This window comes from Sneathiella sp. (genome assembly GCF_036960985.1).
Classification (GTDB): Bacteria; Pseudomonadota; Alphaproteobacteria; order Sneathiellales; family Sneathiellaceae; genus Sneathiella.
In genome coordinates this window covers 19,713-40,650 of sequence record NZ_JBALWD010000010.1, presented here as the reverse complement: position 1 = coordinate 40,650, position 20,938 = coordinate 19,713, and the positions used below count along the sequence as shown (strand labels likewise).

27 protein-coding genes are annotated in these 20,938 nt (G+C 51.1%); 12 read left to right on the top strand and 15 right to left on the bottom strand.

Going from position 1 to position 20,938, the window contains the following annotated elements:
* Nucleotides 1–2: 2 nt before the first annotated feature.
* From V7723_RS07820 to V7723_RS07795, 6 genes are all read right to left on the bottom strand, one after another.
* The gene (locus tag V7723_RS07820; RefSeq protein WP_335683895.1) at nucleotides 3–797 is read right to left on the bottom strand and encodes a thymidylate synthase; all 795 of its coding nucleotides are present in this window, start codon (nucleotides 795–797) and stop codon (nucleotides 3–5) included.
* Between the two features lie 249 nt (nucleotides 798–1,046).
* Nucleotides 1,047–1,385, bottom strand: a complete 339-nt coding sequence (locus V7723_RS07815) for a DUF1491 family protein (protein ID WP_335683894.1) — start codon at nucleotides 1,383–1,385, stop codon at nucleotides 1,047–1,049.
* Between the two features lie 10 nt (nucleotides 1,386–1,395).
* Nucleotides 1,396–1,605 (bottom strand): hypothetical protein, encoded by a 210-nt coding sequence (locus V7723_RS07810; protein WP_335683893.1) that lies wholly within the window; start codon nucleotides 1,603–1,605, stop codon nucleotides 1,396–1,398.
* Nucleotides 1,602–2,174, bottom strand: coding sequence for a DNA-3-methyladenine glycosylase I (locus V7723_RS07805; protein WP_335683892.1), 573 nt, complete (start codon nucleotides 2,172–2,174; stop codon nucleotides 1,602–1,604). Before V7723_RS07805 ends, V7723_RS07810 begins: the two co-directional genes overlap by 4 nt.
* Nucleotides 2,175–2,193: 19 nt before the next feature.
* Nucleotides 2,194–2,922: an MBL fold metallo-hydrolase gene (locus V7723_RS07800; RefSeq protein WP_335683891.1), complete on the bottom strand. Its 729-nt coding sequence runs from the start codon at nucleotides 2,920–2,922 to the stop codon at nucleotides 2,194–2,196.
* Between the two features lie 11 nt (nucleotides 2,923–2,933).
* The gene (locus V7723_RS07795) at nucleotides 2,934–3,305 is read right to left on the bottom strand and encodes a VOC family protein (RefSeq protein ID WP_335683890.1); all 372 of its coding nucleotides are present in this window, start codon (nucleotides 3,303–3,305) and stop codon (nucleotides 2,934–2,936) included.
* A 262-nt stretch (nucleotides 3,306–3,567) separates the two neighbouring features.
* On the opposite strand from V7723_RS07795, the gene V7723_RS07790 reads away from it, so the two are divergent.
* Both V7723_RS07790 and V7723_RS07785 read left to right on the top strand, forming a co-directional pair.
* Nucleotides 3,568–4,059, top strand: coding sequence for a 2TM domain-containing protein (locus V7723_RS07790; RefSeq protein WP_335683889.1), 492 nt, complete (start codon nucleotides 3,568–3,570; stop codon nucleotides 4,057–4,059).
* A 326-nt stretch (nucleotides 4,060–4,385) separates the two neighbouring features.
* Nucleotides 4,386–5,510, top strand: a complete 1,125-nt coding sequence (locus V7723_RS07785) for an aromatic ring-hydroxylating oxygenase subunit alpha (RefSeq protein ID WP_335683888.1) — start codon at nucleotides 4,386–4,388, stop codon at nucleotides 5,508–5,510.
* Nucleotides 5,511–5,531: 21 nt separating this feature from the next.
* Here the strand turns inward: V7723_RS07785 and V7723_RS07780 are convergent, their stop codons facing one another.
* Nucleotides 5,532–6,314, bottom strand: coding sequence for a HalD/BesD family halogenase (locus V7723_RS07780; protein WP_335683887.1), 783 nt, complete (start codon nucleotides 6,312–6,314; stop codon nucleotides 5,532–5,534).
* Between the two features lie 11 nt (nucleotides 6,315–6,325).
* Nucleotides 6,326–7,606 carry a tetratricopeptide repeat protein gene (locus V7723_RS07775; protein ID WP_335683886.1) on the bottom strand — a complete coding sequence of 427 codons (1,281 nt, stop codon included), beginning with the start codon at nucleotides 7,604–7,606 and terminating at the stop codon, nucleotides 6,326–6,328.
* A gap of 153 nt (nucleotides 7,607–7,759) precedes the next feature.
* Between V7723_RS07775 and V7723_RS07770 the strand changes: the two genes are divergently transcribed.
* Entirely contained in the window at nucleotides 7,760–8,173 is a 414-nt protein-coding gene (locus tag V7723_RS07770; protein WP_335683885.1) for a GFA family protein, read from the top strand.
* 8 nt (nucleotides 8,174–8,181) lie between these two features.
* Here the strand turns inward: V7723_RS07770 and V7723_RS07765 are convergent, their stop codons facing one another.
* A complete protein-coding gene (locus tag V7723_RS07765; RefSeq protein WP_335683884.1) occupies nucleotides 8,182–8,679 on the bottom strand; it encodes a GNAT family N-acetyltransferase in 498 nt (165 codons plus the stop codon).
* A 141-nt stretch (nucleotides 8,680–8,820) separates the two neighbouring features.
* On the opposite strand from V7723_RS07765, the gene V7723_RS07760 reads away from it, so the two are divergent.
* From V7723_RS07760 to V7723_RS07750, 3 genes are all read left to right on the top strand, one after another.
* Nucleotides 8,821–9,690, top strand: a complete 870-nt coding sequence (locus tag V7723_RS07760; RefSeq protein WP_335683883.1) for a class I SAM-dependent methyltransferase — start codon at nucleotides 8,821–8,823, stop codon at nucleotides 9,688–9,690.
* 305 nt (nucleotides 9,691–9,995) lie between these two features.
* Complete coding sequence (locus V7723_RS07755; protein ID WP_335683882.1) at nucleotides 9,996–11,048, top strand: DUF481 domain-containing protein; 1,053 nt, start codon at nucleotides 9,996–9,998, stop codon at nucleotides 11,046–11,048.
* Nucleotides 11,049–11,136: 88 nt separating this feature from the next.
* A complete protein-coding gene (locus V7723_RS07750; protein ID WP_335683881.1) occupies nucleotides 11,137–12,336 on the top strand; it encodes a serine hydrolase domain-containing protein in 1,200 nt (399 codons plus the stop codon).
* On the opposite strand, the gene V7723_RS07745 is transcribed toward V7723_RS07750, so the two are convergent.
* On the bottom strand, nucleotides 12,333–12,920 hold the full coding sequence (locus tag V7723_RS07745) for a TetR/AcrR family transcriptional regulator (protein ID WP_335683880.1): 588 nt from the start codon (nucleotides 12,918–12,920) through the stop codon (nucleotides 12,333–12,335). The genes V7723_RS07750 and V7723_RS07745 overlap by 4 nt on opposite strands.
* Before the next feature lie 66 nt (nucleotides 12,921–12,986).
* On the opposite strand from V7723_RS07745, the gene V7723_RS07740 reads away from it, so the two are divergent.
* Nucleotides 12,987–13,616 carry an NAD(P)-dependent oxidoreductase gene (locus V7723_RS07740; protein ID WP_335683879.1) on the top strand — a complete coding sequence of 210 codons (630 nt, stop codon included), beginning with the start codon at nucleotides 12,987–12,989 and terminating at the stop codon, nucleotides 13,614–13,616.
* A 31-nt stretch (nucleotides 13,617–13,647) separates the two neighbouring features.
* Nucleotides 13,648–14,157, top strand: a complete 510-nt coding sequence (locus V7723_RS07735) for an anthrone oxygenase family protein (protein WP_335683878.1) — start codon at nucleotides 13,648–13,650, stop codon at nucleotides 14,155–14,157.
* Between the two features lie 12 nt (nucleotides 14,158–14,169).
* Here V7723_RS07735 and V7723_RS07730 read toward each other — a convergent pair whose 3' ends face one another.
* Nucleotides 14,170–14,760 (bottom strand): LysE family translocator, encoded by a 591-nt coding sequence (locus V7723_RS07730; RefSeq protein WP_335683877.1) that lies wholly within the window; start codon nucleotides 14,758–14,760, stop codon nucleotides 14,170–14,172.
* Nucleotides 14,761–14,900: 140 nt separating this feature from the next.
* A complete protein-coding gene (locus tag V7723_RS07725; RefSeq protein ID WP_335683876.1) occupies nucleotides 14,901–15,476 on the bottom strand; it encodes a flavodoxin family protein in 576 nt (191 codons plus the stop codon).
* 145 nt (nucleotides 15,477–15,621) lie between these two features.
* On the opposite strand from V7723_RS07725, the gene V7723_RS07720 reads away from it, so the two are divergent.
* A complete protein-coding gene (locus tag V7723_RS07720) occupies nucleotides 15,622–16,041 on the top strand; it encodes a winged helix-turn-helix transcriptional regulator (RefSeq protein WP_335683875.1) in 420 nt (139 codons plus the stop codon).
* 49 nt (nucleotides 16,042–16,090) lie between these two features.
* On the opposite strand, the gene V7723_RS07715 is transcribed toward V7723_RS07720, so the two are convergent.
* Nucleotides 16,091–16,795, bottom strand: a complete 705-nt coding sequence (locus V7723_RS07715; protein WP_335683874.1) for an SDR family oxidoreductase — start codon at nucleotides 16,793–16,795, stop codon at nucleotides 16,091–16,093.
* 116 nt (nucleotides 16,796–16,911) lie between these two features.
* Here V7723_RS07715 and V7723_RS07710 point away from each other — a divergent pair, with 116 nt between their 5' ends.
* Entirely contained in the window at nucleotides 16,912–17,772 is an 861-nt protein-coding gene (locus V7723_RS07710; RefSeq protein WP_335683873.1) for a LysR substrate-binding domain-containing protein, read from the top strand.
* Between the two features lie 6 nt (nucleotides 17,773–17,778).
* On the opposite strand, the gene V7723_RS07705 is transcribed toward V7723_RS07710, so the two are convergent.
* Nucleotides 17,779–18,276, bottom strand: coding sequence for an RES family NAD+ phosphorylase (locus V7723_RS07705; protein ID WP_335683872.1), 498 nt, complete (start codon nucleotides 18,274–18,276; stop codon nucleotides 17,779–17,781).
* 82 nt (nucleotides 18,277–18,358) lie between these two features.
* A complete protein-coding gene (locus V7723_RS07700; RefSeq protein WP_335683871.1) occupies nucleotides 18,359–19,198 on the bottom strand; it encodes an SAM-dependent methyltransferase in 840 nt (279 codons plus the stop codon).
* A gap of 221 nt (nucleotides 19,199–19,419) precedes the next feature.
* Here V7723_RS07700 and V7723_RS07695 point away from each other — a divergent pair, with 221 nt between their 5' ends.
* The gene (locus tag V7723_RS07695; RefSeq protein WP_335683870.1) at nucleotides 19,420–20,220 is read left to right on the top strand and encodes an ion transporter; all 801 of its coding nucleotides are present in this window, start codon (nucleotides 19,420–19,422) and stop codon (nucleotides 20,218–20,220) included.
* A gap of 96 nt (nucleotides 20,221–20,316) precedes the next feature.
* Nucleotides 20,317–20,934 carry a pyridoxamine 5'-phosphate oxidase family protein gene (locus V7723_RS07690; protein ID WP_335683869.1) on the top strand — a complete coding sequence of 206 codons (618 nt, stop codon included), beginning with the start codon at nucleotides 20,317–20,319 and terminating at the stop codon, nucleotides 20,932–20,934.
* The last annotated feature ends 4 nt before the right edge of the window (nucleotides 20,935–20,938 follow it).

Here is a 20,938-nt window from a genome sequence, read left to right as displayed (position 1 = left end):
TGTTACACCGCGACTTTTGCTGGAATATGGGCTGCTGCCTCATATCCAATTAGATCAAAATCGTCATAGGTAAAGCCAAAGATATCTTGGATATCCGGATTGATCCTCATCGCCGGTAATATACCAGGAATACGGGCCAGCTGCAGGTTCGCTTGCTCAATATGGTTTGAATAGAGATGGGTGTCACCGAAGCTGTGAACAAATTCACCAGGCTCAAGATGACAAACTTGGGCCATCATAATCGTTAGTAAGGCGTATGAGGCGATGTTGAACGGTACACCTAGGAAGACGTCCGCACTTCGCTGGTACAGTTGACAGGATAATTTGCCATCCGCCACATAAAACTGAAACAGGCAGTGGCAAGGGGGTAGTGCCATGTTCTCCACTTCAGCCGGGTTCCAGGCACTGACAATAAGGCGCCGTGAATTTGGGTTGGTCTGTATCTGAGATACCAGGTTCTTAATTTGATCAATAGCACCGCCGTCAGCCGCGGGCCAGGATCGCCATTGCTGACCATAAACAGGACCGAGATCGCCATTCTCATCGGCCCATTCATCCCAGATACGAACACCGTTATCCTGCAAATATCGGACATTGGTATCACCTGCCAGGAACCAGAGAAGCTCATGGATAATTGATTTTAAATGTAGTTTTTTGGTCGTTAAAACGGGAAAACCTTTGGTAAGATCGAAGCGCATTTGGTGGCCGAAAATACTGTAGGTACCGACGCCGGTTCGGTCTGATTTTTGGGCGCCGGTGTCTTTCACTAGCCGAAGAAGATCGAGATATTGTTGCATCGAGATAGCGTTCCAAATCAAAGCAGTTCATGGGTCATGCGAAGATAGATCATTTCAGTCTTGAATGTCAGCCCTTAACGAAAATTTTCGTGAAAAAATCGAAATTATCTCAGTTGTAAATAGAAACCTGAACATAAGTTTACTTAACTTGATGAGTAAGATAATCTATGTAAGCTATTATAATGTATGTATTTTTACGTGCAAAGTAAATTAACCGGTTAAATAGTATTTGCCGTGACAAGAAGATATTTATTGAATTTTTTCATCGAGAAACGGCCGCCCATCCGGATCTTCGATTTCAAGTACCCAAAGGTCAGGGTCGTATTTGATTTGTTTTTCGATATAGCTATCAGCAACGGATTCTTCTACCCAATCTGGACCTGTACCTTTGAGCCATAGTCGACTGCCATCTTCAAAATTAGTGGCTGCAGAAAATACCATACAGCCGGGACCCAGGCGATTGACCTTGATCAGGACGGATCCGGCCGTTGAGTCGCCGCGACGGGTCACCATAACCGGGACATTAAAGTTGGCACATTTACGAATATGGGCTTTTACCCAAATTTCTGCTTTTAACCGAGGTTCCATTATGGATATCTTATTCAGATTTCAGCGGAGGTGCGAGGATCAATACTTCGTCACGCAGGCGAAGCATTTTATTGCGGCCATGAAGGTCGTCATTCTCTTCAAATCCTCGTGCCGCTTCTTGCAGGATCGAGGCAGCTTGCTCGCCATACTTCAAGACATAGTGATGAGCCACTAATCCGGTGAGGTCGTGTACTTCGCGGATTCTTTTCGAGGCACTCATGCCAGCAATTTCACTTCCGCGTGGCGAGGGCAAGTGACAACATGATCATTGATCATACCAACGGCCTGCATAAAGGCGTAAACAATGGTAGGGCCAACAAATTTGAAACCGCGTTTTTTAAGATCTTTAGAGATGGCCTGACTAAGCGGCGTTTCCGCGGGAACCTGATTCATGGATTTCCAGGAATTCTGGATTGGTTTTCCATCCAGATAGTTCCAAAGAAGGTTCGAAAAACCATCTTCTTTCTCCTCAATTTCCAAAAACAGTTTCGCACCGGCGATGGTGCCGAGGATCTTTGAGCGATTGCGAACGATACCGGCATCCTGCATGAGGGATTCAATCTTTGTATCATCATAGCGCGCGATCAGTTCGGGATTAAAGCCGTCAAAAGCGGCAATGAAATTTTCCCGTTTACGCAAAATGGTGATCCAGGACAATCCGGCTTGAAATCCGTCGAGGATAAGTTTTTCATACAAAGCCCGGCCATCATAAATCGGTACCCCCCATTCCTCATCATGATATGCCTTGTAAAATGGATCATCGCCATACCAAGTGCAGCCATCTGTCATTTGCATCCTCCTTTCAATTTCACGCGCCGTGAGACTTGAACCAGCTTTCTAACAGGATCCGGAAGCGGGCGCCATCGAAGCTTCTAAAATGTCCACCATGTACGACCCGCGGTTTCAGTGCTCGCAGTTTGACCATTGAAATATAGTAATCTTCTGTATTGGAGTGATAGACATTTTCTACAAGAGGTCCGTCATAGAGAGTGTCCCCGGAAAACAAAATACCCGTTGCAGCCTCAAACAAAGCAATACCCCCCGGAGAGTGGCCAGGTAAATGCAGGACCGTTAGCCGCCGATCTCCCAAATCCACCACATCTCCTTCGTCCAGATAACCGGTCACAGCCGCCGCCTTTACAACATAGCTTTCTGAACTGTAGGGAGCGGGCGGAAGTTGTTCGAAGATATCATCCGTCACATAGTCTTCAGCCAGAGTATTTTTCCGGGTTGGGTTTGCTAACAAATTAGCCTCATCCCGATGAGCGAGACGAGTTTCAAACTCGTGATGACAACCGATATGATCGAAATGGCTATGGCTAGCCACCGCCGTCAACGGTTTTTCCGTGACCAGAGGTACATGGGTACGGAGACTCACCACGCCCATACCACTATCAATGAGTAAATCCCGATCCCGCCCTCGCAGATGCCAGATATTGCACCGATAAAAGGGCTTGATAAAGGGTTCGCTGATTAGGGTGATGTCGTCGCCGAGCTTGCGTGTTTTGTACCAGTCATTTGCAGCTGTGCGAATCATAAATTTTTTCCCTACTCGACGTCGAAGCAGACAGCTTCAATCTTATTGCCATCAGGATCAAGGACAAATGCTGCGTAGTAATGTTCTTCATAGTCACGCTTTCCCGGCCCCCCATTGTCGGTGCCACCATTGACTAATGCTGCTGCATGAAATTTGTGAATAGATGCACGATCCGGTGCGCGAAAAGCCCAATGGAAACCCTGTGAATTGTTGGCGTCTGGCTGTTCCGACAACCAGAAAAATGGATTATCTCTGGAGGGGCCATAGGCGACAATTTCGCCGTAGTCGGCAACTTTCTTCAGGCCAATAGTAGGCAGTACCGCATCATAAAATGCCGTCGATTTATTCCGATCTGTAATACCGATGGAAACATGGTCAAGCATGGGAATCTCTCCTGATTAAATGTTCTTGTTTTGTTCTTTATACCTATCGTTCATTCTATTATTTTGCAAGCCAGTTTTTTGATTTTTATTCTGTGTTAGACAAGGCAGTTTTCAGAATTGGGCAGGGTAAAAGATATGAGGATATTCCATCGACAGGAGGGCTGGACAGCTGTTATTATACAGTCCTGTCACGACAGTGTCGTGGTCATTGGTGGCGCGGAACGCCTAGGTTCGGGCGCGGCATGCAGGAAACGGTGAACCCATGAATATTCAACAACGACGCCTTGATAAGGGATGGTCACAGGAATATCTAGCCCAGGTTTCGGGCTTAAGCGTACGAACGGTCCAGCGAATAGAAGGTGGACAACGTGCGGGATTGGAGACGCTGAAAAGCCTGGCTGCTGCTTTTGAAACTGATGTCGCCGATTTGGCGCAGGAGCCGAAACCAATGATTAAAAATAACCCCGAAAAATCTAAATCTAAATCTCAAACTCGAGACGACCAGCAGGCCTTGGAATATGTGGAAAATCTGAAAGGATTTCACCTTAACTGGATTATGGCTGCTATCCTCATTCCCTGCCTATATATATTCAACTTGTACGATTCTTCAGAATATCCCTGGATACTCTGGGTCATCGGTGGCTGGGGCCTTGGAATCGCCCTACATGCTGTTGTTGTTTTCGGGCAATACAAATTGCTCGGCCGCAAATGGGAACGTCAGGCACTTGATAAATACCGAAATCGCCAGGTGTGAACATCTGCACTACGCGGCTATGGACGAGGTGCCGACGGATAGGTGCATGGTAGGCAAAGATGTCGAAAGGTCACAAATAAAAAAAACGGCAGGGCCAGCATATGAATTTAGCGATGAATGACCATGATGTGATTGTTCGTATTTTAGCGTTAATAGATAACAAAACCACAGGTAAAGGTGAAAGCTATTGCCGGGGCCAGTTGGATATTATGGCTGTCAGGAACAATTTGATACAGAGGTGGTTATATTGCCGTACCAAGCTGCATGGACAGAAACTTTTCAACGCTGTAGAATTGGTAAAAATCACAAATAAGAAGAGTTAGTCCATGACCTATGTAATGAACGACCATGATGTAATCGACCGTATTTTTTCGCATATTGACAACAAAACCACGGATGTTGGTGAAAGTGTCTGGCGGGAGCCAGTTGAAAATTACGGCTCGCAAGAACGATTTGATGCCGAGATTGCGTTATTGCGACGTTTGCCGGTTCCCTTCTGCCCGTCCGCAGCGCTGCCTGAGAACGGCTCATTTGTGGCTCGCACAGCGGCGGGCACACCGTTGGTTGTCGTGCGTGGCGATGATGGTGTTGTCAGGGCATTCCGAAATAGCTGCCGGCATCGCGGTATGGCTGTTGCCAAAGATAGCGGCTGCACGCGGGCGTTTGTCTGTCCCTACCATTCCTGGACTTATGGTCTTGATGGAAATTTAAAGCATATCCCTGGTGCTGATGGATTTCCCGGTCTTGATCAGGCGACGCACGGTCTTGTGGCCGTCACGGCCGAAGAGCGGGGTGGATTGATTTTCGTCACTCAAGATGATCCGGTATCCAACGGCGCACTGGATGCTTTTCCTGAATTTTTTCAGCCCGAACAGGATATGTTCAGCCAAACGGAACATGTTGATGAAGCTAACTGGAAACTGATCGCGGAAACCTCAATGGAGGGATATCATATCAAGAGCCTGCATAACCGCACATTCTATCCTTACGGACTGGATAACATCAACATTGTGGAGAATTTCGGTACCAATTCGCGGATTATTTTCCCATTCCGCCGGATTAGCAAGTTGCGTGATATTCCGCGCGATGACCGGCGGATTAATGGCATGGCAACTTATGTGTATCAGCTGTTCCCAAATACCCATATGTCCATGCTATCCAGCCACACGCAGTTGATCATTTTAGAACCAATTTCACCCACGGAAACAAAGACATTTGTTTACCGTGTGCGTAATTTGAAAGCCGATGGTACACCAGTTGATCTGGAAGTGGCGGAGCGAGATGCAGAGTTCGTGAAATCGTCGGGTATTGAGGAAGATCGCGAAGCAGCACGCGCCATTCAGTTGGGGCTAGCGGCAAATGCCAATACTCATTTCACCTTTGGTCATTATGAGAAGGCCATTGTGCATTTTCATGAAAACCTGGACGCTAATCTGGCGAAGCTGGCATAAGGGCATTCGCGCGAGCAACTATTAACCTAGTCGACCAAAAAAAGTAAGCCGGGCTGATTCAGACAGAGCGATGTCCGGCTGACTGTTATATGCCAAAACAACCAGCATCCTTGTTGTTGATCCTTTAACCGGGGCGACGCGATGCAGGGAGTTGCGTCCGCGAAACAGCACCAGCGTCCCCGCAGGCATGGATAGAGTTTCTACTGTGCGTTCACCATCAAGAACTTTTCTGACGCCCTCGAAATTCATTTCCCCACTATCGGCGTCACGCAGATCTTTGACATATTCAAACGCACCACCAGCTTCTGGAGCCTGGATCATCAACGTAATCGCGAAGGCAGAATTATCAAAATGCCAACCCAGCTCTAGCCCGGCATCAGCATAATGCAGATTGATAGAGGACAGCGGGTCGGCGTACTCGTAGAGAGCTTCTTCACCTAGAACATCACAGAGAAAATCCTTAAACTTTTCGGCTTCATATAGAACGCGAAGTGGCGAGTCTGCTGGGACGACATCGTCGGAAATACATCCCTTGGAGGACAAAATTAACCGGTTGCGCGGATGATCCATGGCATAATCCGGATCCGGTGGCGTCAGGTAGACATTGTGGTGGTCATCGCAAAAATACGCTTGATCCCGATGGGCTTCTCCCTCCGCGGCGATGGTCTTGACGGTATCCGCCAATAAAAACTGCGGCATAACCAGTGCGCCGTCCTCGGCCAAAGTCGCCTTGCAACGAGACCTGAAATCTGAATCATCTAGTGGATAACGTTTCTGATCAATGAGGGTATCACTTAATTTCATATTGAAAATCCTTATCCGCCAGTGAGACCGGCAATATAGTCGGCGTTTGCAATATGTGGGCGGCGCATTGACAGGAGCCGCCGGGCTTCGTCTGCCTGACCATTCTTCATAAGGGCGATAAGGAGAGTGAATTCGACCAGATCGCGCTGAGCACGACTTCCCCCCAATCGTTCGTGCGAAGACATGATGGGAACCAATCCACTGATAACTGCGGGCCAGCTGGATTTAGCAAAATTAGCAAATACATCTGCTAGCACCTTGACCATATCACCGGCGGGGCCAGGCGGGTTATCCTGCAATTTTCGCAGCGCGATATCGTCCCCAGTAAGCGCATGAGCGATCGCCACATGAGCATCGGCGAAGCTGATGCCAGGATTGGCAAAAAAGGTAGAAGCGTACTGACTAAGTTCTTGCCATAAATCATCCCGCCGCGCCTCGCCTGCATATTCCGCGCGGAGCAAAAAGGCGGCCATATCGGTGACGACATTAACAGGTGGGCCCCACGCGAAGCCCGGACGGACGTCTGCTTCAACTATGCGCCACGCCGTTTCCGTATCCCCTGTTTCCAATGCCCAGAGGGCCTCATGCCAACTAAGGTGACAATGCAGGATACCTGCACGATCGTAGCGGGGGCGCCATTCCTTGAGGAAGGCAAGACCCGTGTCGATGTCGCCCACTTCATAATGGAAATGTGATTTATAATGGGCGGAATTGGCATTGTTGGGATTGGCCTGATAAGCCCGCTCCGTCGTAATTTCGGCCTGCGCCAGCTGGCCGATTTCTGTCTGGGCAAAGGCCAGGATGCTCTCGAACCACCAGTCATTACCATACGCCGGTTGCAGGGCAGTGAAAAATGCCAAACTTTCCGCCTCTCGTCCGGAACGGCCACTAAACCCGATCAGACTGAATACCCCGGCGCAGGGCTGGACCGCCATGGCATCGCGCGGATACTCCCGGATATGTGTATTGATTTCCGCGAAGGCCTGAGCGCCTCGCCCTTCAATCAGATGGCCAAGAATGGAGATATGGGCCTGTTCCCGGGCAGAAGCATCTGGTGCCAACGCGCGGGCGGTTTCCAGCGCGGCTCTGGCCTCCACAGGTCGGGCAATGGATTGTAAAAACCGGGCAAGCGCCACATGGGCCAAAGCAAAAGATGGATCTTCGGCGATAGCGCGCTCAAATGCCGCATCGCCACCCGCCTGTGCTTCCAGAAATAAATCAACACCGTCCACATAGGCGTCTACCGCCGCTTGCGAAGTTGAACTGACATTATTTCCGTACCGATCCTGCATATTTATTTCCCGTTCTTTTTCTGTCAGTTTCTCATTTTGATCCTAAATCACGGCAAAGTATATGTCACGTAATCTACATCCAGGGCGACATATTTGCCTTTTCCTGCCATCTTGATTTACACTCTGGAGAACGAAAAATCGGGAGGATGAAGAATGACCGAACCTTTTGACGGCGGCTGCTTATGTGGAGATATACGCTATCATTGTGAGGCGGAGCCCAAGACCATCTACTATTGCCATTGCAGCGATTGTCGGCGGATTAGCGGCACTGCCTTTTATACGGGCGTCGGGGTCGGCAAGGACGGATTTTCTGTGGCCAAAGGCACGGTCAAGCAATGGCATAAAAAGGCCGATAGCGGGAATGGCGTAACTCGATCCTTTTGTCCCACTTGCAGTGCGTCAATTTATCTTCAATTGGAGATGTTTCCCAATGTAATCTTTATTGCCGCGGGCAGCTTGGACGATCCGACGACACTCAAGCCGAATTTAGAACTCTGGACAACAAGCAAGGTTGACTGGGCAGAAATTCCGGGGGACATCATGAGTATGGAAAAAGCGGCTGGGTAAGACCTCCGTTAGCGATCGAGGACCCGCCCAAGCAATAATCCGTCTGTATACTCGCCGTTCGTAAAGGCATATTTGGGCATGACACCTTCTTCGACAAAACCGAATTTCTTGTAGAGACCGATGGCATTTAGATTGGTTGTCCAGACGGTCAGATGCAAACGGTTCAAGTTCATCCAATTATCCGCGAGATCGACAAGGTTTTGCATCATGGCGCTGCCGAGACCTTTACCATGAGCTTTATCATGCACCAACATCATATCTATCTCCCCTACATGGCGGTGTCTTGGAGAATGAGGATAGGTAATAAGTTCGGAATAACCGAAGACCTTGCCGTCCAGAAGCGCTACAAAGCGATACACTCCATCGTCAGGTTCAAGCCATTTTTCCGTATGCTGCCGCGATTGATGGGGCAGGCGCATGGTTCCTTGAATGGTGCCATTGCAAAGCATGATCTCATGAATGGCCTCAAGGTCTTCTGGAACCGCATGCCGGATTTTCACTTCCATAACGTTACCCTTTCTGTCAACGCCGCAGGCTATGCTGTGCAGGCGTTGAAGGCAATATTAAATCGGCGGGACAGGGCGGTATATGTCTGCCGAATTATCTGATAGGCTGCCGTTTCTTTTTTCCTTCCACAGGAGATCTGTATGTCCTCACCGACGCAAAAAAATGATTCAAATGCCATGGAAGACAGCTATTGGAATTCCGCAGCGGGTCAAAAATGGGTGGATTTTCAAGATGAAATGGACAGTCTTCTGGAAACGGTCAAGGATCAGCTTTTAGCGAAAACAAACATTGAAATAGGCGAGCATATTCTTGACATAGGGTGCGGTACTGGCGCGACAACTCGGGATGCGGCTGCTCTAGCGGGTGCGGGTGGGTCCGTAATCGGCGCTGATATCTCGGGTCTGTTGTTAGAATGCGCCCAGCAAGTTGCCATAGATCAGAACGCCGCCTCAATAGAGTATCTTTTAGTCGATGGGCAAACCCACGACTTCACGGAAAATAGTCTTGATGTGCTGATCTCACGGTTTGGCGTGATGTTTTTTAATGATCCTGTGGCGGCATTTACCAATATGACGAGAGCCCTAAAACCGGGTGGCCGGGTATCCTTTGTCAGCTGGTCTTATATGAATGAGAATCCTTGGTTTCGGATACCGCGAGACGTTGCCATCGATCGGTTGGGGGCCGTGGCCCCCGGGGATCCGCATGCACCTGGGCCCATGGCTTTCGCCGATTTAGACCGGGTTTCCGGGATTTTGAGCGATGCCGGGTTACGAGATGTAGTGGCATCCAGTGAAAAGATCGATCTTTTCTATCGGGGGACACTTGATGCTGCGACATATCTTGCCTGCAATGTAGGGCCGGTGATGCGGGTTGTGAAAGAACTGGGCGGCAGCCCGGATGATGTAAAAGCGATCAGCGAAAAAATTACGTCCGAGATGCAGAATTTTGTTGTGCCGGGTGGATTGTCCATACCGGCTAGCCTTAATTTCTTTTCAGCGCGCAAAGGCTGAAGCTTCAAAAGAGCGGATGAGTTTTGTTGACGATATATCGGCGCTGGAAAGCGTGAGGATTATACGATCCAAAAAAGTAGATTCGTGTGACGCACGACGTAGTGATTGCTGAAATCCGGCGACATCAAATTTATTGCTTCTTTTTTATCGTTGGCGCCCGAATGCCATCCGTAAGGGCAAGCTGCATTCCTGCGGCATCCACGTGTCAAGCGATGAGTTGTAATAATCATATTTGTCATCCGTCATGTTGACTTTCTTTTTTCATGCCATATTTTGCAGCTGCAACACTATTCCGTGGGGGGGATATGACAAGTACATGTAGAGGCGGTTTGTCCGCAATTTCACGCGCCGGGTTCTTTTCGGCAATTTTTTTGGCAACCTTGTTGAGTGTTTCAGCGGCGGCACAAGCTGATGAAGTCTTTCTGAAAAATGGCGACAAGCTTACCGGGACTGTGATCAGCAAAGCCGAAGACAAGTTGGTTTTCGAAACCAAATATGCCGGTAAAGTAGAGATCAACTGGGCCGATATCAGCCGTCTGACGACCGATCAGGCTGTTCGCATTCAGTTGGACGATGACAAGATGTTGGAAGGGCCGCTGACAGCCCCCGCGGACAACAAGCTCGAAGTGGTCGATACAGCCGCTGGCGCGAAAGCGATTGATCTGGATCAGGTCGCGGCCATCAATCCCCCGGATTTGTCCGGCCTCAGGTATTCTGGTTTTTTTAATATTGGACTCAAGAAGGAAGAGGGTAATACGGACGCCGAAACCTATCATGTTGACGGAGAAGGGACTTTCCGCTGGTCCGATGACCGGGTTATTATCGCGCTCAACGCTGATTACGAAAATAACGAAGGCGTTAACACCAAACAAACTTTCAATCTCTTCAACACCTATGATCACTTTATCGTTGAACAATGGTTTTGGAATAACGGTTTGTCGTTCGAGCATGACAAATATGCCGATTTACGGTTGAGGACGACCGCCACCACCGGTTTGGGGTATCAAATCTATGACACGAACAAAACCAGCCTGTCCATTCAGGCCGGCCCTGGTTATGTCTGGGAAGATTTTTATGACGGTGATAACTCTGACTATGCGGCGGCAATTTGGGCTTTGCGCTTTCGCCATGTGCTGAATGATGACTGGCAGCTGGAAGCCTTCCACAATCATCGTCTGACCCAGGGTCTGGAAAATACCGATGACTATGTATTCCTGTCGCAAACGGGTGTGCGTGTACCGATTTTTGATAATTTCCAAACCACACTTCAGGTGAATTTCGATCGGGATAATGCGCCGGGCGCCGGCGCTGAAAAGAATGACACAACCTATTTGTTGACTGTCGGTTACGCTTGGTGAGATAAACGGGCTGCCCGTTCGGCAGCCCGAATTTCCCCTGCAACGGATCCTAAGAAGAGATCTGAAGAACAAAATAGGCGAGATGCAAATGACCTCCCTCGACGTAGTTGATTCCCGGTTTGATTTCGGCCCCCTGCATGCGGCCATGCAGAAATATGTGGACAAGGAATTATTGGCGGGTGTGTCGTCGGCCGTGTTGGTGGGACAGGACCTGGTCGATGTTCAGTGCACTGGCTGGGCTGATCGCGAACAGCAAACAGAGCTCACCACCGATCATATCTTTCGCGTCTTTTCCAATACAAAATTGATGACGTCCATGGGTATCCTGATGCTGATGGAGGCAGGGCAACTGGCTCTCGATGATCCAATCGAAACATATTTGCCGCAGCTCGCCAACCGCCGGGTGCTGGAGCCGGACGCAACGGTTATCAGCCAGGCACGCCCGGCAACGCACGCCATCACAATCCGCCATTTGCTGACCCACCAATCGGGACTGACATACTCTTTCATGGATCCAGGCAGTTTGATTTCAAAACATTATACGGCGCTGGATATTGGCGGTCCGGATTATTCCAATTCGGACTTGATCGACATGCTGGAGGATGTTCCGTTGATGTTCGATCCCGGCAGCAATTGGGGATACTCTCATGCGACAGATGTGTTAGGGAGATTGATAGAAGTTCTGAGCGGGCAGTCTCTGGGCGCATTTTTAAAAGCCCGGATCTTTGATCCTCTCGCCATGATAGATACTGGCTTCTGGGTGCCCGAAGCTGATCAGGACCGGTTGGTTGCTCTGTACAAAGGGGCCGATTTGATGGCTCCCATGACACCGGGCCTGACCGCTGTAAAAGATTATCCAAAGCCGGATATTTATCTTAGGCCATACGCTCGGGAATCCGGCGGCGGGGGCTTAGTGTCTACCTTGCCGGATATGCTCCGCCTAATGAGATCTTTAATGCCGGGCGGTAACGCTCTTTTAAAACCGGAAACTCTGGCAATGATGACTGTTAATCAATTGCCGGAAGGCCGATTTATTCGGTTCGCGGGCATTGGCGAGATGGCTGGGAACGGCTTTGGTTTAGCCAGTGGAATCAGCCTGGCACCCCTGCGCTATCAAAATGATTCTGTTATCGGGGACGTCTGGTGGGGCGGGATCGCAGGAACCCAGTGGTGGTTTTCCCCAAAGCATAATTATGCCGGGCTATTGATGGCGCAGCGGAACATGGCCTTTCTCCATCCGTTTGCTGCCGAACTGAAGCGGGCAATTTCGGATGCCGTCGTCAATTAATCACAGACAAAAAGCCGCCGTACAGTCGCCAGCATCACGCGAATATATTGCTCTTGAGACCAGCCGCATTCAATCCGCATCTGTTCCCAGTTACGTAACGAGATCAGGGTCCAAAGAATGTCCGTCGCCTCTTCAGGGCTAAATTCGGGTCGTAATTGCCTGTCTTTTTTTAGAGCCAGAATGGCTGCCTCACAGCCTTCACGCATATCGCGCATGCGCTTATCCCAGGCTGTTGCCGCGGCCTCATCTTCTTCCCTCATGGCGATTAGGGCCTTACCTATTCCAAATATTTCAGGGATATAATTCGCCCAACCTTCGACAAAGGCCTCTAACCGTTCGATACCTGATTTGGCCGTCCGGCTTGGTATGAGCCGGTCATCGCTGCCCTTAAGTTCATCCAGATACAGTGTAGCCGCGATAAGTAAATCTGCGCGATTATCAAAATGCAGATACACCGCCTGTCGTGAGATGCCGGCCTGTTTTGCTATGTCGGTCATGCGCACGGCATGAGCCTTGCCGTCTGACAATAAGTCGAGGGTCGCTTGTAAAATTCTCGTTCGTGTATCCAAAATAGTGCTTGACATGGTGTAAAGTACCTCCTATTTGACATCATGTCAATTGACACGCTGTCAAGTAAAGAGGAGAAACAAATGAAAATTACAATTTTTGGTGCCACAGGCACTATCGGTCGACTTTTAGTGAATAAAGCCTTGGCGGACGGCCATACTGTGACTGCCTTCACCCGTTCACCCGACAAAATCAAACAATCTGCCCGACATCTTCACGTCATTAATGGGGATGTGCTAGATCCTTTGGCGGTAGCCGCCGCCGTCCAGGATCAGGATGCCGTTATTTGTGCGTTGGGGATGCCTTTATTGAACAAGGAAGGGCTGCGCGCCGCCGGAACCCGGATTATCGTTGCGGCCATGGAAAAAGCCGGTGTGAATCGGTTCGTCTGCCTCTCGGGGCTTGGGGCCGGAGACAGCTGGGATCTGCTGCCGTGGCACTATAAATATCTTATCGTACCTCTGTTGATGCATCGGCTTTTCAAGGATCATAACGCGCAGGAAGTATATGTCCGCGACAGTCCGTTGGACTGGATCATTGTCCGCCCTTCAAATTTTGCCAAAGGCGAAAGCTCCCGGTCTTATCAGCATGGCTTTCGCAAACTGGATTCGTCCTTCAAGCTTAAAATGGCGCCGCCCGATATTGCGGATTTCATGCTGAAACAACTCGCCAGTGACGCCTATCTGCATCAGTCCCCTGGCCTGTCTTACTAACCCTTGCTTCCCAATTTTTAGGAGAGAGAAAATGACAACAACCTGGTTTTTTTTAACCTGCCAGATATCCGTCATCGCCTATGCGCTGGTCAGCGGCGTTTTCATGACCTTTTCTGATTTTATCATGCGGTCTTTGGGCGGGGCGAAGACCGCCGCCGGTGTTGAGGTCATGCAGGTGATCAATCAAAAGGTTTATAAATCGCTTTTTATTGTTCTGTTGCTGGGTATGGCCGCGGCGTCACCTTTCCTCATAGGCTATGCTTATGTCCAGCTGACCGGGACAGCGGCTATGTTGCTGATGACCGGCGGAGGCATTTATCTGGGCGGTGTTTTTGTTGTCTCCTTGCTATTCAACGTGCCCATGAACCACAAGCTGGAAACATTCGACCATAGCGGCTCAGCGGCGGCGACCTATTGGCAGAAAACCTATCTTACGCGCTGGGTATTCTGGAACCATATACGGGCACTTGCCTCTGGCGCCGCGGCGGTGTGTTTTCTGGCGGCGTGTGTTTTGTTGGCACAAGAGGCGGGAATATCCTAAGCCCGTTAGGGGTTACAGCAGGTTATAGATGGCCAGCCCCACCACGACCAACATGGCCGTCGCCATCAGCATGTTGACCCGAAACTGGATAGCCGGGGAAAGTTCCATTTCCTTGACCTTGATCCCGGCCGCCAACCACAATAAATGCACGGGGACCCAGATGACATTGAGGACAATGAACTTGATGATGGTTTCTTCCAGTAGAGCGTCCCCGGCGAAAGCAAATCCGGTGAAGAACGTAGTGTTGACTGCATAGGCCTTGGGATTGATTCCCTGCAAGGCGAGGCCGGACAGAAAGCCGGGCTGGCTTTTGGCTTCAATAAAGGCAATCTTCGCTCCGGCTGAGGCGATGCGAAAGGCAAGATAACAGAGATAAATCACCGACAATACCAGCATGATGTTGCGCACGGCGGGTACAGAAAAGATAATCGCTGCCAGCCCGGAGACCACGGCAAGGGCCACCAGATTATTGCCGACAAATAATCCTGCCACATATTGAAATCCGGCGCGCTTTCCGAACGCAGCGCCGACCCCGGCGGTCGACAGGACGCCTGGTCCCGGGGTGATGATCAGTAAAAAGACCGCGATGGAAAAAGACAGCACCCTGAAAACTCTCTATGTGGGGGATAAGTTGGATCTGAGCCAGACCTTACTCTTCCCGCGGCCGTGAGGGCCAGTAGTTTTTTATGGGGGAGGGCAGGAGATCGCCGGTAAGGGGGAACGACGATCTCCTGTGGCAGGCACTAGCTGCGTGTCTTGACCGCATACTCGGCGATGCGGGCGCCATATAGTCGCGCTGTTTCCAGGTCGCCTGCGCGCGGGGCTTCTTCTGGCGACGCGTCAGAAGGAGAGATGGCCATGGCGCCAGAGGAGCCGGCAGTCCAATTAACGTCATCGGGCCCATGGGCCTTGGTGTTGGCCGGAAGCAAGCCTGTACCGATCCAAATCTGGCCATGCTGCTGCGATAACGTAAAGAAGTAGCTGAGGGTGGAGAATTTGTCCCCGTTGACAGAGGCGGAGTTTGTAAACCCGCCGGCAATTTTGTCTTTCCAGGCAAGGGCAAACCAGGGTTTGGAGCTTTCATCGGCGAATTTTTTAAATTGCCAGGCGGGGCCGCCCATATAAGTAGGACTGCCAAAGACGATGGCATCGGCGGCGGCCAACGTGTCCCAGACGCCGTCGTCGAGATTGCCGTCTGCCGGGATTTGGATAGAGATAACCTCGGCACCACTGACGCCTTCTACGCCGGCAATGACAGATTCTGCCTGTTTTGCCGTGTGGCCATATCCGCTGAAAAAGATGATTGCTACTTTCGCCATTTGGGACTCCTGATTTTTTAAAATTCTCTGTGTGGTTTGTTTGGTGGATTGGATTTATTTCCTTTACTTACTTTTAGCAAGTAGTTACCTTTTGGTAAGTAATGGATTTTACGTTGAATTGGCGTAACAAACAGGAAATATTGTGATGACCGTCATACAAAATCATAATCAATGCCCGATGGATAATATCTTGCGACAGATCATGGGGCCGTGGACGACCTATCTTCTTTGGGTGCTGGATAACGAAAAAGTCCTGCGGTTTGGAGAAATTGCGGCGCGCATGCCGGATATTTCCGCCAAGGTGCTGACCGATCGATTACGCAAACTGGAAGCCTCCGGCCTTGTCCATCGGGAGTACAAGCCGACAGTGCCGCCCACGGTCAATTATTCTCTGACCAAACGGGGCCGGGAATTACATGTGGTGCTGAAAGGCATCAACGAGATTGCGTTTCGCTGGGATGCGGAAGACCGCGATCAAGACCAGGACCCGAAACAGAATCAGACGGACGTTGCGGAACATCCGTCTATGGGATTACAGGATAGATTTCAAATGGCCCCGGACTAATTGGTCCGACCGATCAATCTGGCCCTTCTGCGTTGGTATTGCGGCGGCGTCAGACGCCCCGGGTCAGTCCGCCATCTATCCGCAGGTTCTGTCCTGTAATATAGGCCGCGTTGTCGGAGGCGAGATACCCGACCAGGGAAGAGACCTCTTCCGCCCGGCCATAACGTCCCATGGGGATGCGCGCCCGCCGATCTTCAGTTTCTGGCAGGCTGTCGATAAAGCCCGGCAGGATATTGTTCATGCGCACGTTATCGGCGGCGAACTTGTCGGAGAACAACTTGGTAAAGCTCGCCAGACCAGCGCGAAACACGCCGGATGTCGGGAAGAGAGGGTCTGGCTCAAACACCGCAAAAGTGGAGATATTGATGATACTACCGCCCCCTTGCTTGGCCATGATCGGCGCCACTAGGCGGGTCGGGCGGATCACATTCAGCAAATAAACCTCCATGCCTTCATGCCAATCGTCATCACTGATCTCCATGATCGGGCCCTTCGGCCCATGCCCGGCGGAATTCACAACAACATCGATGCGCCCCCAGGTGCTCATGGCCAGATCGACAAGCTTCTGTATGTCTTCAACTGATTTGTTAGACCCGGTCACACCAACGCCGCCGAGCTCCTGCGCCAGAGTCTCGCCTTTACCCGACGAGGAAAGAATGCCGACTTTGAAACCATCGGCCGCAAGCTTGCGGGCGGCATCTGCGCCCATGCCGCTGCCACCGGCTGTAATCAGAGCTGTTTTTGCCGTTGTCATATCTGGGTCTCCTTAAATGTCCGTTGATCCGAGTATGCAAAAAATTACCAGACTTGACTAATCATGTTTGCTTCTAGGAGACTGTAGAAAAACTACTGGCTCGTGAAAGGCGTTTTATGCGAACACCTAACCTGAATGCGTTAAAGATGTTTGATGCGGCGGCGCGGCATTTGAACTTTCGCCTCGCCGCGGAAGAGTTGAATGTCACGCAAGGCGCGGTTGCCCAAAAGGTGCGGCAATTGGAAGATGCGCTGGGCCGTCAGTTGTTCGACCGCAAGCCACGCGGGCTCGCCTTAACCGTTCTCGGGCGGCGGTATCACGGACCGGTGCGTCGGGCTTTCGCCATGATCGACGAGGCAACCGCGATCTTTCAACCGGCATCGACGCAACTAATGTTAAGTGTCACGCCGTCGTTTGCCACCAAATGGCTGGTGCCGAGACTTGCGGCTTTTGCTGAGACCTATCCCGATATTGAGGTTCAAACAGTTGCCAGCGAAAATCTCGCGAATTTCCAGTCCGATGGCGTTAATCTCGCTATACGGCAGGGCAGGCCGCCCACAGGGCAGGGATATCAATGCGAATTGTTGTCGCCGTTGGATCTTTGTGCGGTTTGTAGCCCGCGCTATGCGACGAGAGTAAAGCCGATCAAGCATGTCAGCGATTTTGCAGCGCTTGATCTTATACAGGACGCTCACGACCATTGGACAGCCCTGTTTGAAGCGGCAAATAGGAAACCGCCCCGGCGGATGCTGCGCTTTAACCAGACGGCTCTCGCCATGGACGCGGCGGCCAACGGACAGGGCATTGCGTTGGCCCCGAGATTGCTGGTGGCGGCAGATGTGGCAAGCGGTAAGCTCATTGATCTATGGCGGGACAAGCGGCAAGGTTTATGGGGCTACTATCTAATTTACCCGGACAGCAAAACGGTCCCGCCCTCTCTTCAATTGCTCATCGACTGGATTTTATCGGAAGTCTAGATGTGTTTATTGTCGGCGGCCCATAACCAGAGGTTCGGGATCGCCAACAAGGCGAACGTTGGGCGCAGCGGGCGCATTCCACTGGAACAACGTAATATGCCAGAGGCCGGGACGTTGCCGCGACGGATCGATCAAGCCCGCATGCCCGGCTGTTCGCAGTTCATCTGCGGCGTGCCACGATCGTGGCTCATCGCCGCGGGCCAGTGCCGGTTGCCAAGGTTGGGCCGCCAGCGCATAAATTGCCGCGGCGTTATCGGCGCGTAAATCAAACAGTTGGCAGGGCGATATCTCAAACCGCAACAGCACCCGCGGTTTGTCCGTCGCTTTGATATACTCACCAATGGCGACCCGGGCGCTTGCCTCGTTGGGGCTTAAATAAAGCGCATCTTGCCCCTGTCGGTTAAAGCGGGCCGCCGGACGATCTGGATCACCGCGATTGAGCGTTAGCGCAATTTCATCGGCGTAAACGATCCGGACAAATTCACCTGTAATCTCGGTTAGCATGTTGAGCCTCAGACAAGGATTTTTTTGGGCAATGGATTGGTCTTCGTCAAATGGCAAGATTGTCAGGGCAGGTTTCCATGTCCTAACGGCGGGCCAAGAACCGTCCGCCAGCTAATTCGCCGGTTTCAAACAGGCTGACAAAGTAACTGTAGGCGTCATCCCATTTGACGTAATGCGCGTCGCCAAACCGGTCGATGGTCTGATCTTTCAAGCTGCGGAACATTTCCAAACGGTCTACCAGAATTACCCGCCAATGATCACTGAGATCTTCGGTTTCCAGAACCGCACAGCCTTCGCCCTCGAGCGCACGGGGGTAGGAGGCTGCGGAGCCGAGTTCTTGAAACGTCAATTCCTGCTGCAGGCGCGCCTTTGTGTCGTCGCGCGTTTTGTCCGTGATCAGAATATCGGTGAAGGCTAGTCGTCCGCCCGGCTTTAACACCCGGACACATTCTTTGATGAGTTGGTTCTTGTCGGGAACATGGCAGAACGCCTCCTGACTGACGAGAACATCAAAGGTTTTTTCCGCGAACGGCAAGTCCAGTGCATTGGCGCATTTGAATTGCGCAAGGTTCTCAAGTCCGGCCATTTCGGTAAGCCGTGTCGCGCCGTCAATCCGGCTTTGAGTGAGATCAATGCCTGTCACGCGGCATCCATAATTCTGCGCTAAGTAGCGGGAGGGCCCACCCATGCCGCAACAAACATCTAGCAGATGACAGCTATCATCGAGACCGGCAAGGGTTGCCAGGGCATCATTGGCTGCGACACCGCCGTAATGGTCCTGATCATAATTTTGCAAGATATCTTGCGAAACTGATGCCGTGTCAAATCCGTCCTTACGTAGTTTTTCAAGGATTTGTTGCTCGTTGATCGGGTGGGTGTCGTAGAAATCCACGACGATGCCCTTCTGCGGAATTTGAGTCACTGAATATCCTCCGGTGTCGTTTCATTGCGACGAAGTAAGCAAATTTAACAGGTAACGGAATTGATGTCATCACGCGACGCATTGTGGTCTTTGGTTATTAGATGACGGAGCGAATTTTTTCTATTCCAATTATCCGGATAACATCGTTGACGCTGGCTTGTGACCTCCCTATATGCGGAGGGCATATGCCCGTATTCCTAACATGATGGTGAGATAGTGCTGTGACCCTACGACAGAAATTGCAGCAGGTATTGGCGAAGCCTGCCTTCGAGAAATTTATCCTGACCCTGATTGCCTTGAATGCGGTGACATTGGGAATGGAAACAAGCCCGACCATCATGGCCAACACCGGTAATCTTCTGCTGTATATCGACCGGCTTATTCTGGCGATTTTCGTTATTGAACTTGTGTCCCGAATGATCGCAGATTTTCGCGGGTTCTGGCGTGACCCCTGGCGTATTTTTGATTTCATCATCGTCTCCATTGCGCTAATCCCCACATCCGGTGCGTTGTCCGTCTTGAGGGCGTTCAGGATCCTTCGGGTGCTGCGCCTGGTCTCCTCCGTACCGGCCATGCGGCGGGTTGTCAGCGGATTATTGTCCGCCTTGCCGGGCATGGGATCGATCCTGTTGCTGCTCGGCCTGATTTTCTATGTGTTCGCCGTTATCTCGACCAAGCTATTCGCGGCGAGCTTTCCCCAATGGTTTGGCTCCATTGGCGAGTCCTCCTACACACTGTTCCAGATCATGACGTTGGAAAGCTGGTCCATGGGAATTGTCCGACCGGTAATGGCTGAGTATCCCTATGCCTGGATGCTGTTTGTGCCGTTTATCATTGCGACCGCGTTTACGGTTCTTAACCTGTTTATCGGGGTGATCGTCGATGCCATGCAATCAGAGCATGCGATTGAGGCCCATGCGGAACGGGATGCCATGAAACATGAAACCGGGCTGATCCTGAAAGAAGTCCGCGAGCTTCGGGCTGAACTGGCCGCCCTGAAAATCGAGGGCAGCTCCAGCTAAAAAACCGGTCCCCTCATATTGCGCTTCTCGGCTAATGCACTACTCTGCCAACCAACGATCCACATAAGTGGGCGGCAATAAAAGCGGAGAAACAGGATGGTCTACTATCACGACGGCATGCGGCAGCTTCAGGATAAATATGAAGGGCGCAAGGTGGCCGATCGGCTGGAAACCCATCGCATGCGGAAAGTTTTCAATTCGGCGGACCGGGAATTCATCAATAGCACGCCGTTTTTCTTTTTGTCGACGGCGACCCCCGACAGCGTCGATTGTTCGTTCAAGGGCGGGGAGCCGGGTTTTATTCGGGTGATCGGCGACAATGTCCTGGCCTGGCCCGATTATGATGGCAACCGGATGTATCGCAGTCTTGGTAATATCTCGGTTAATCCGCGGGTGGGCTTGTTGTTTATCCGCTTTGATCAGGTTCAATTCAATAACGCGGCGCGGCTGCGGATAAACGGCCTTGCGGAAATAGACGAGAGCGCGGAAGCGCTGGAAGGATTGCCCGGCGCCAAACGGTTGATCCGGGTGACAGCCGAACATATTTTCCCAAATTGCCCGCGATATATACCGACACTGGCGTCGGAGGAGGCGTCGGTTTATGTCCCGAAGGACGGGTACACGCCGCCAGACCCGGACTGGAAGTCCATGGATTTTGTTGAGGATGTGTTTGCAGCAGAAAAGCTGTCCGCACAAAAAAAGAAGGACGACTGACGCC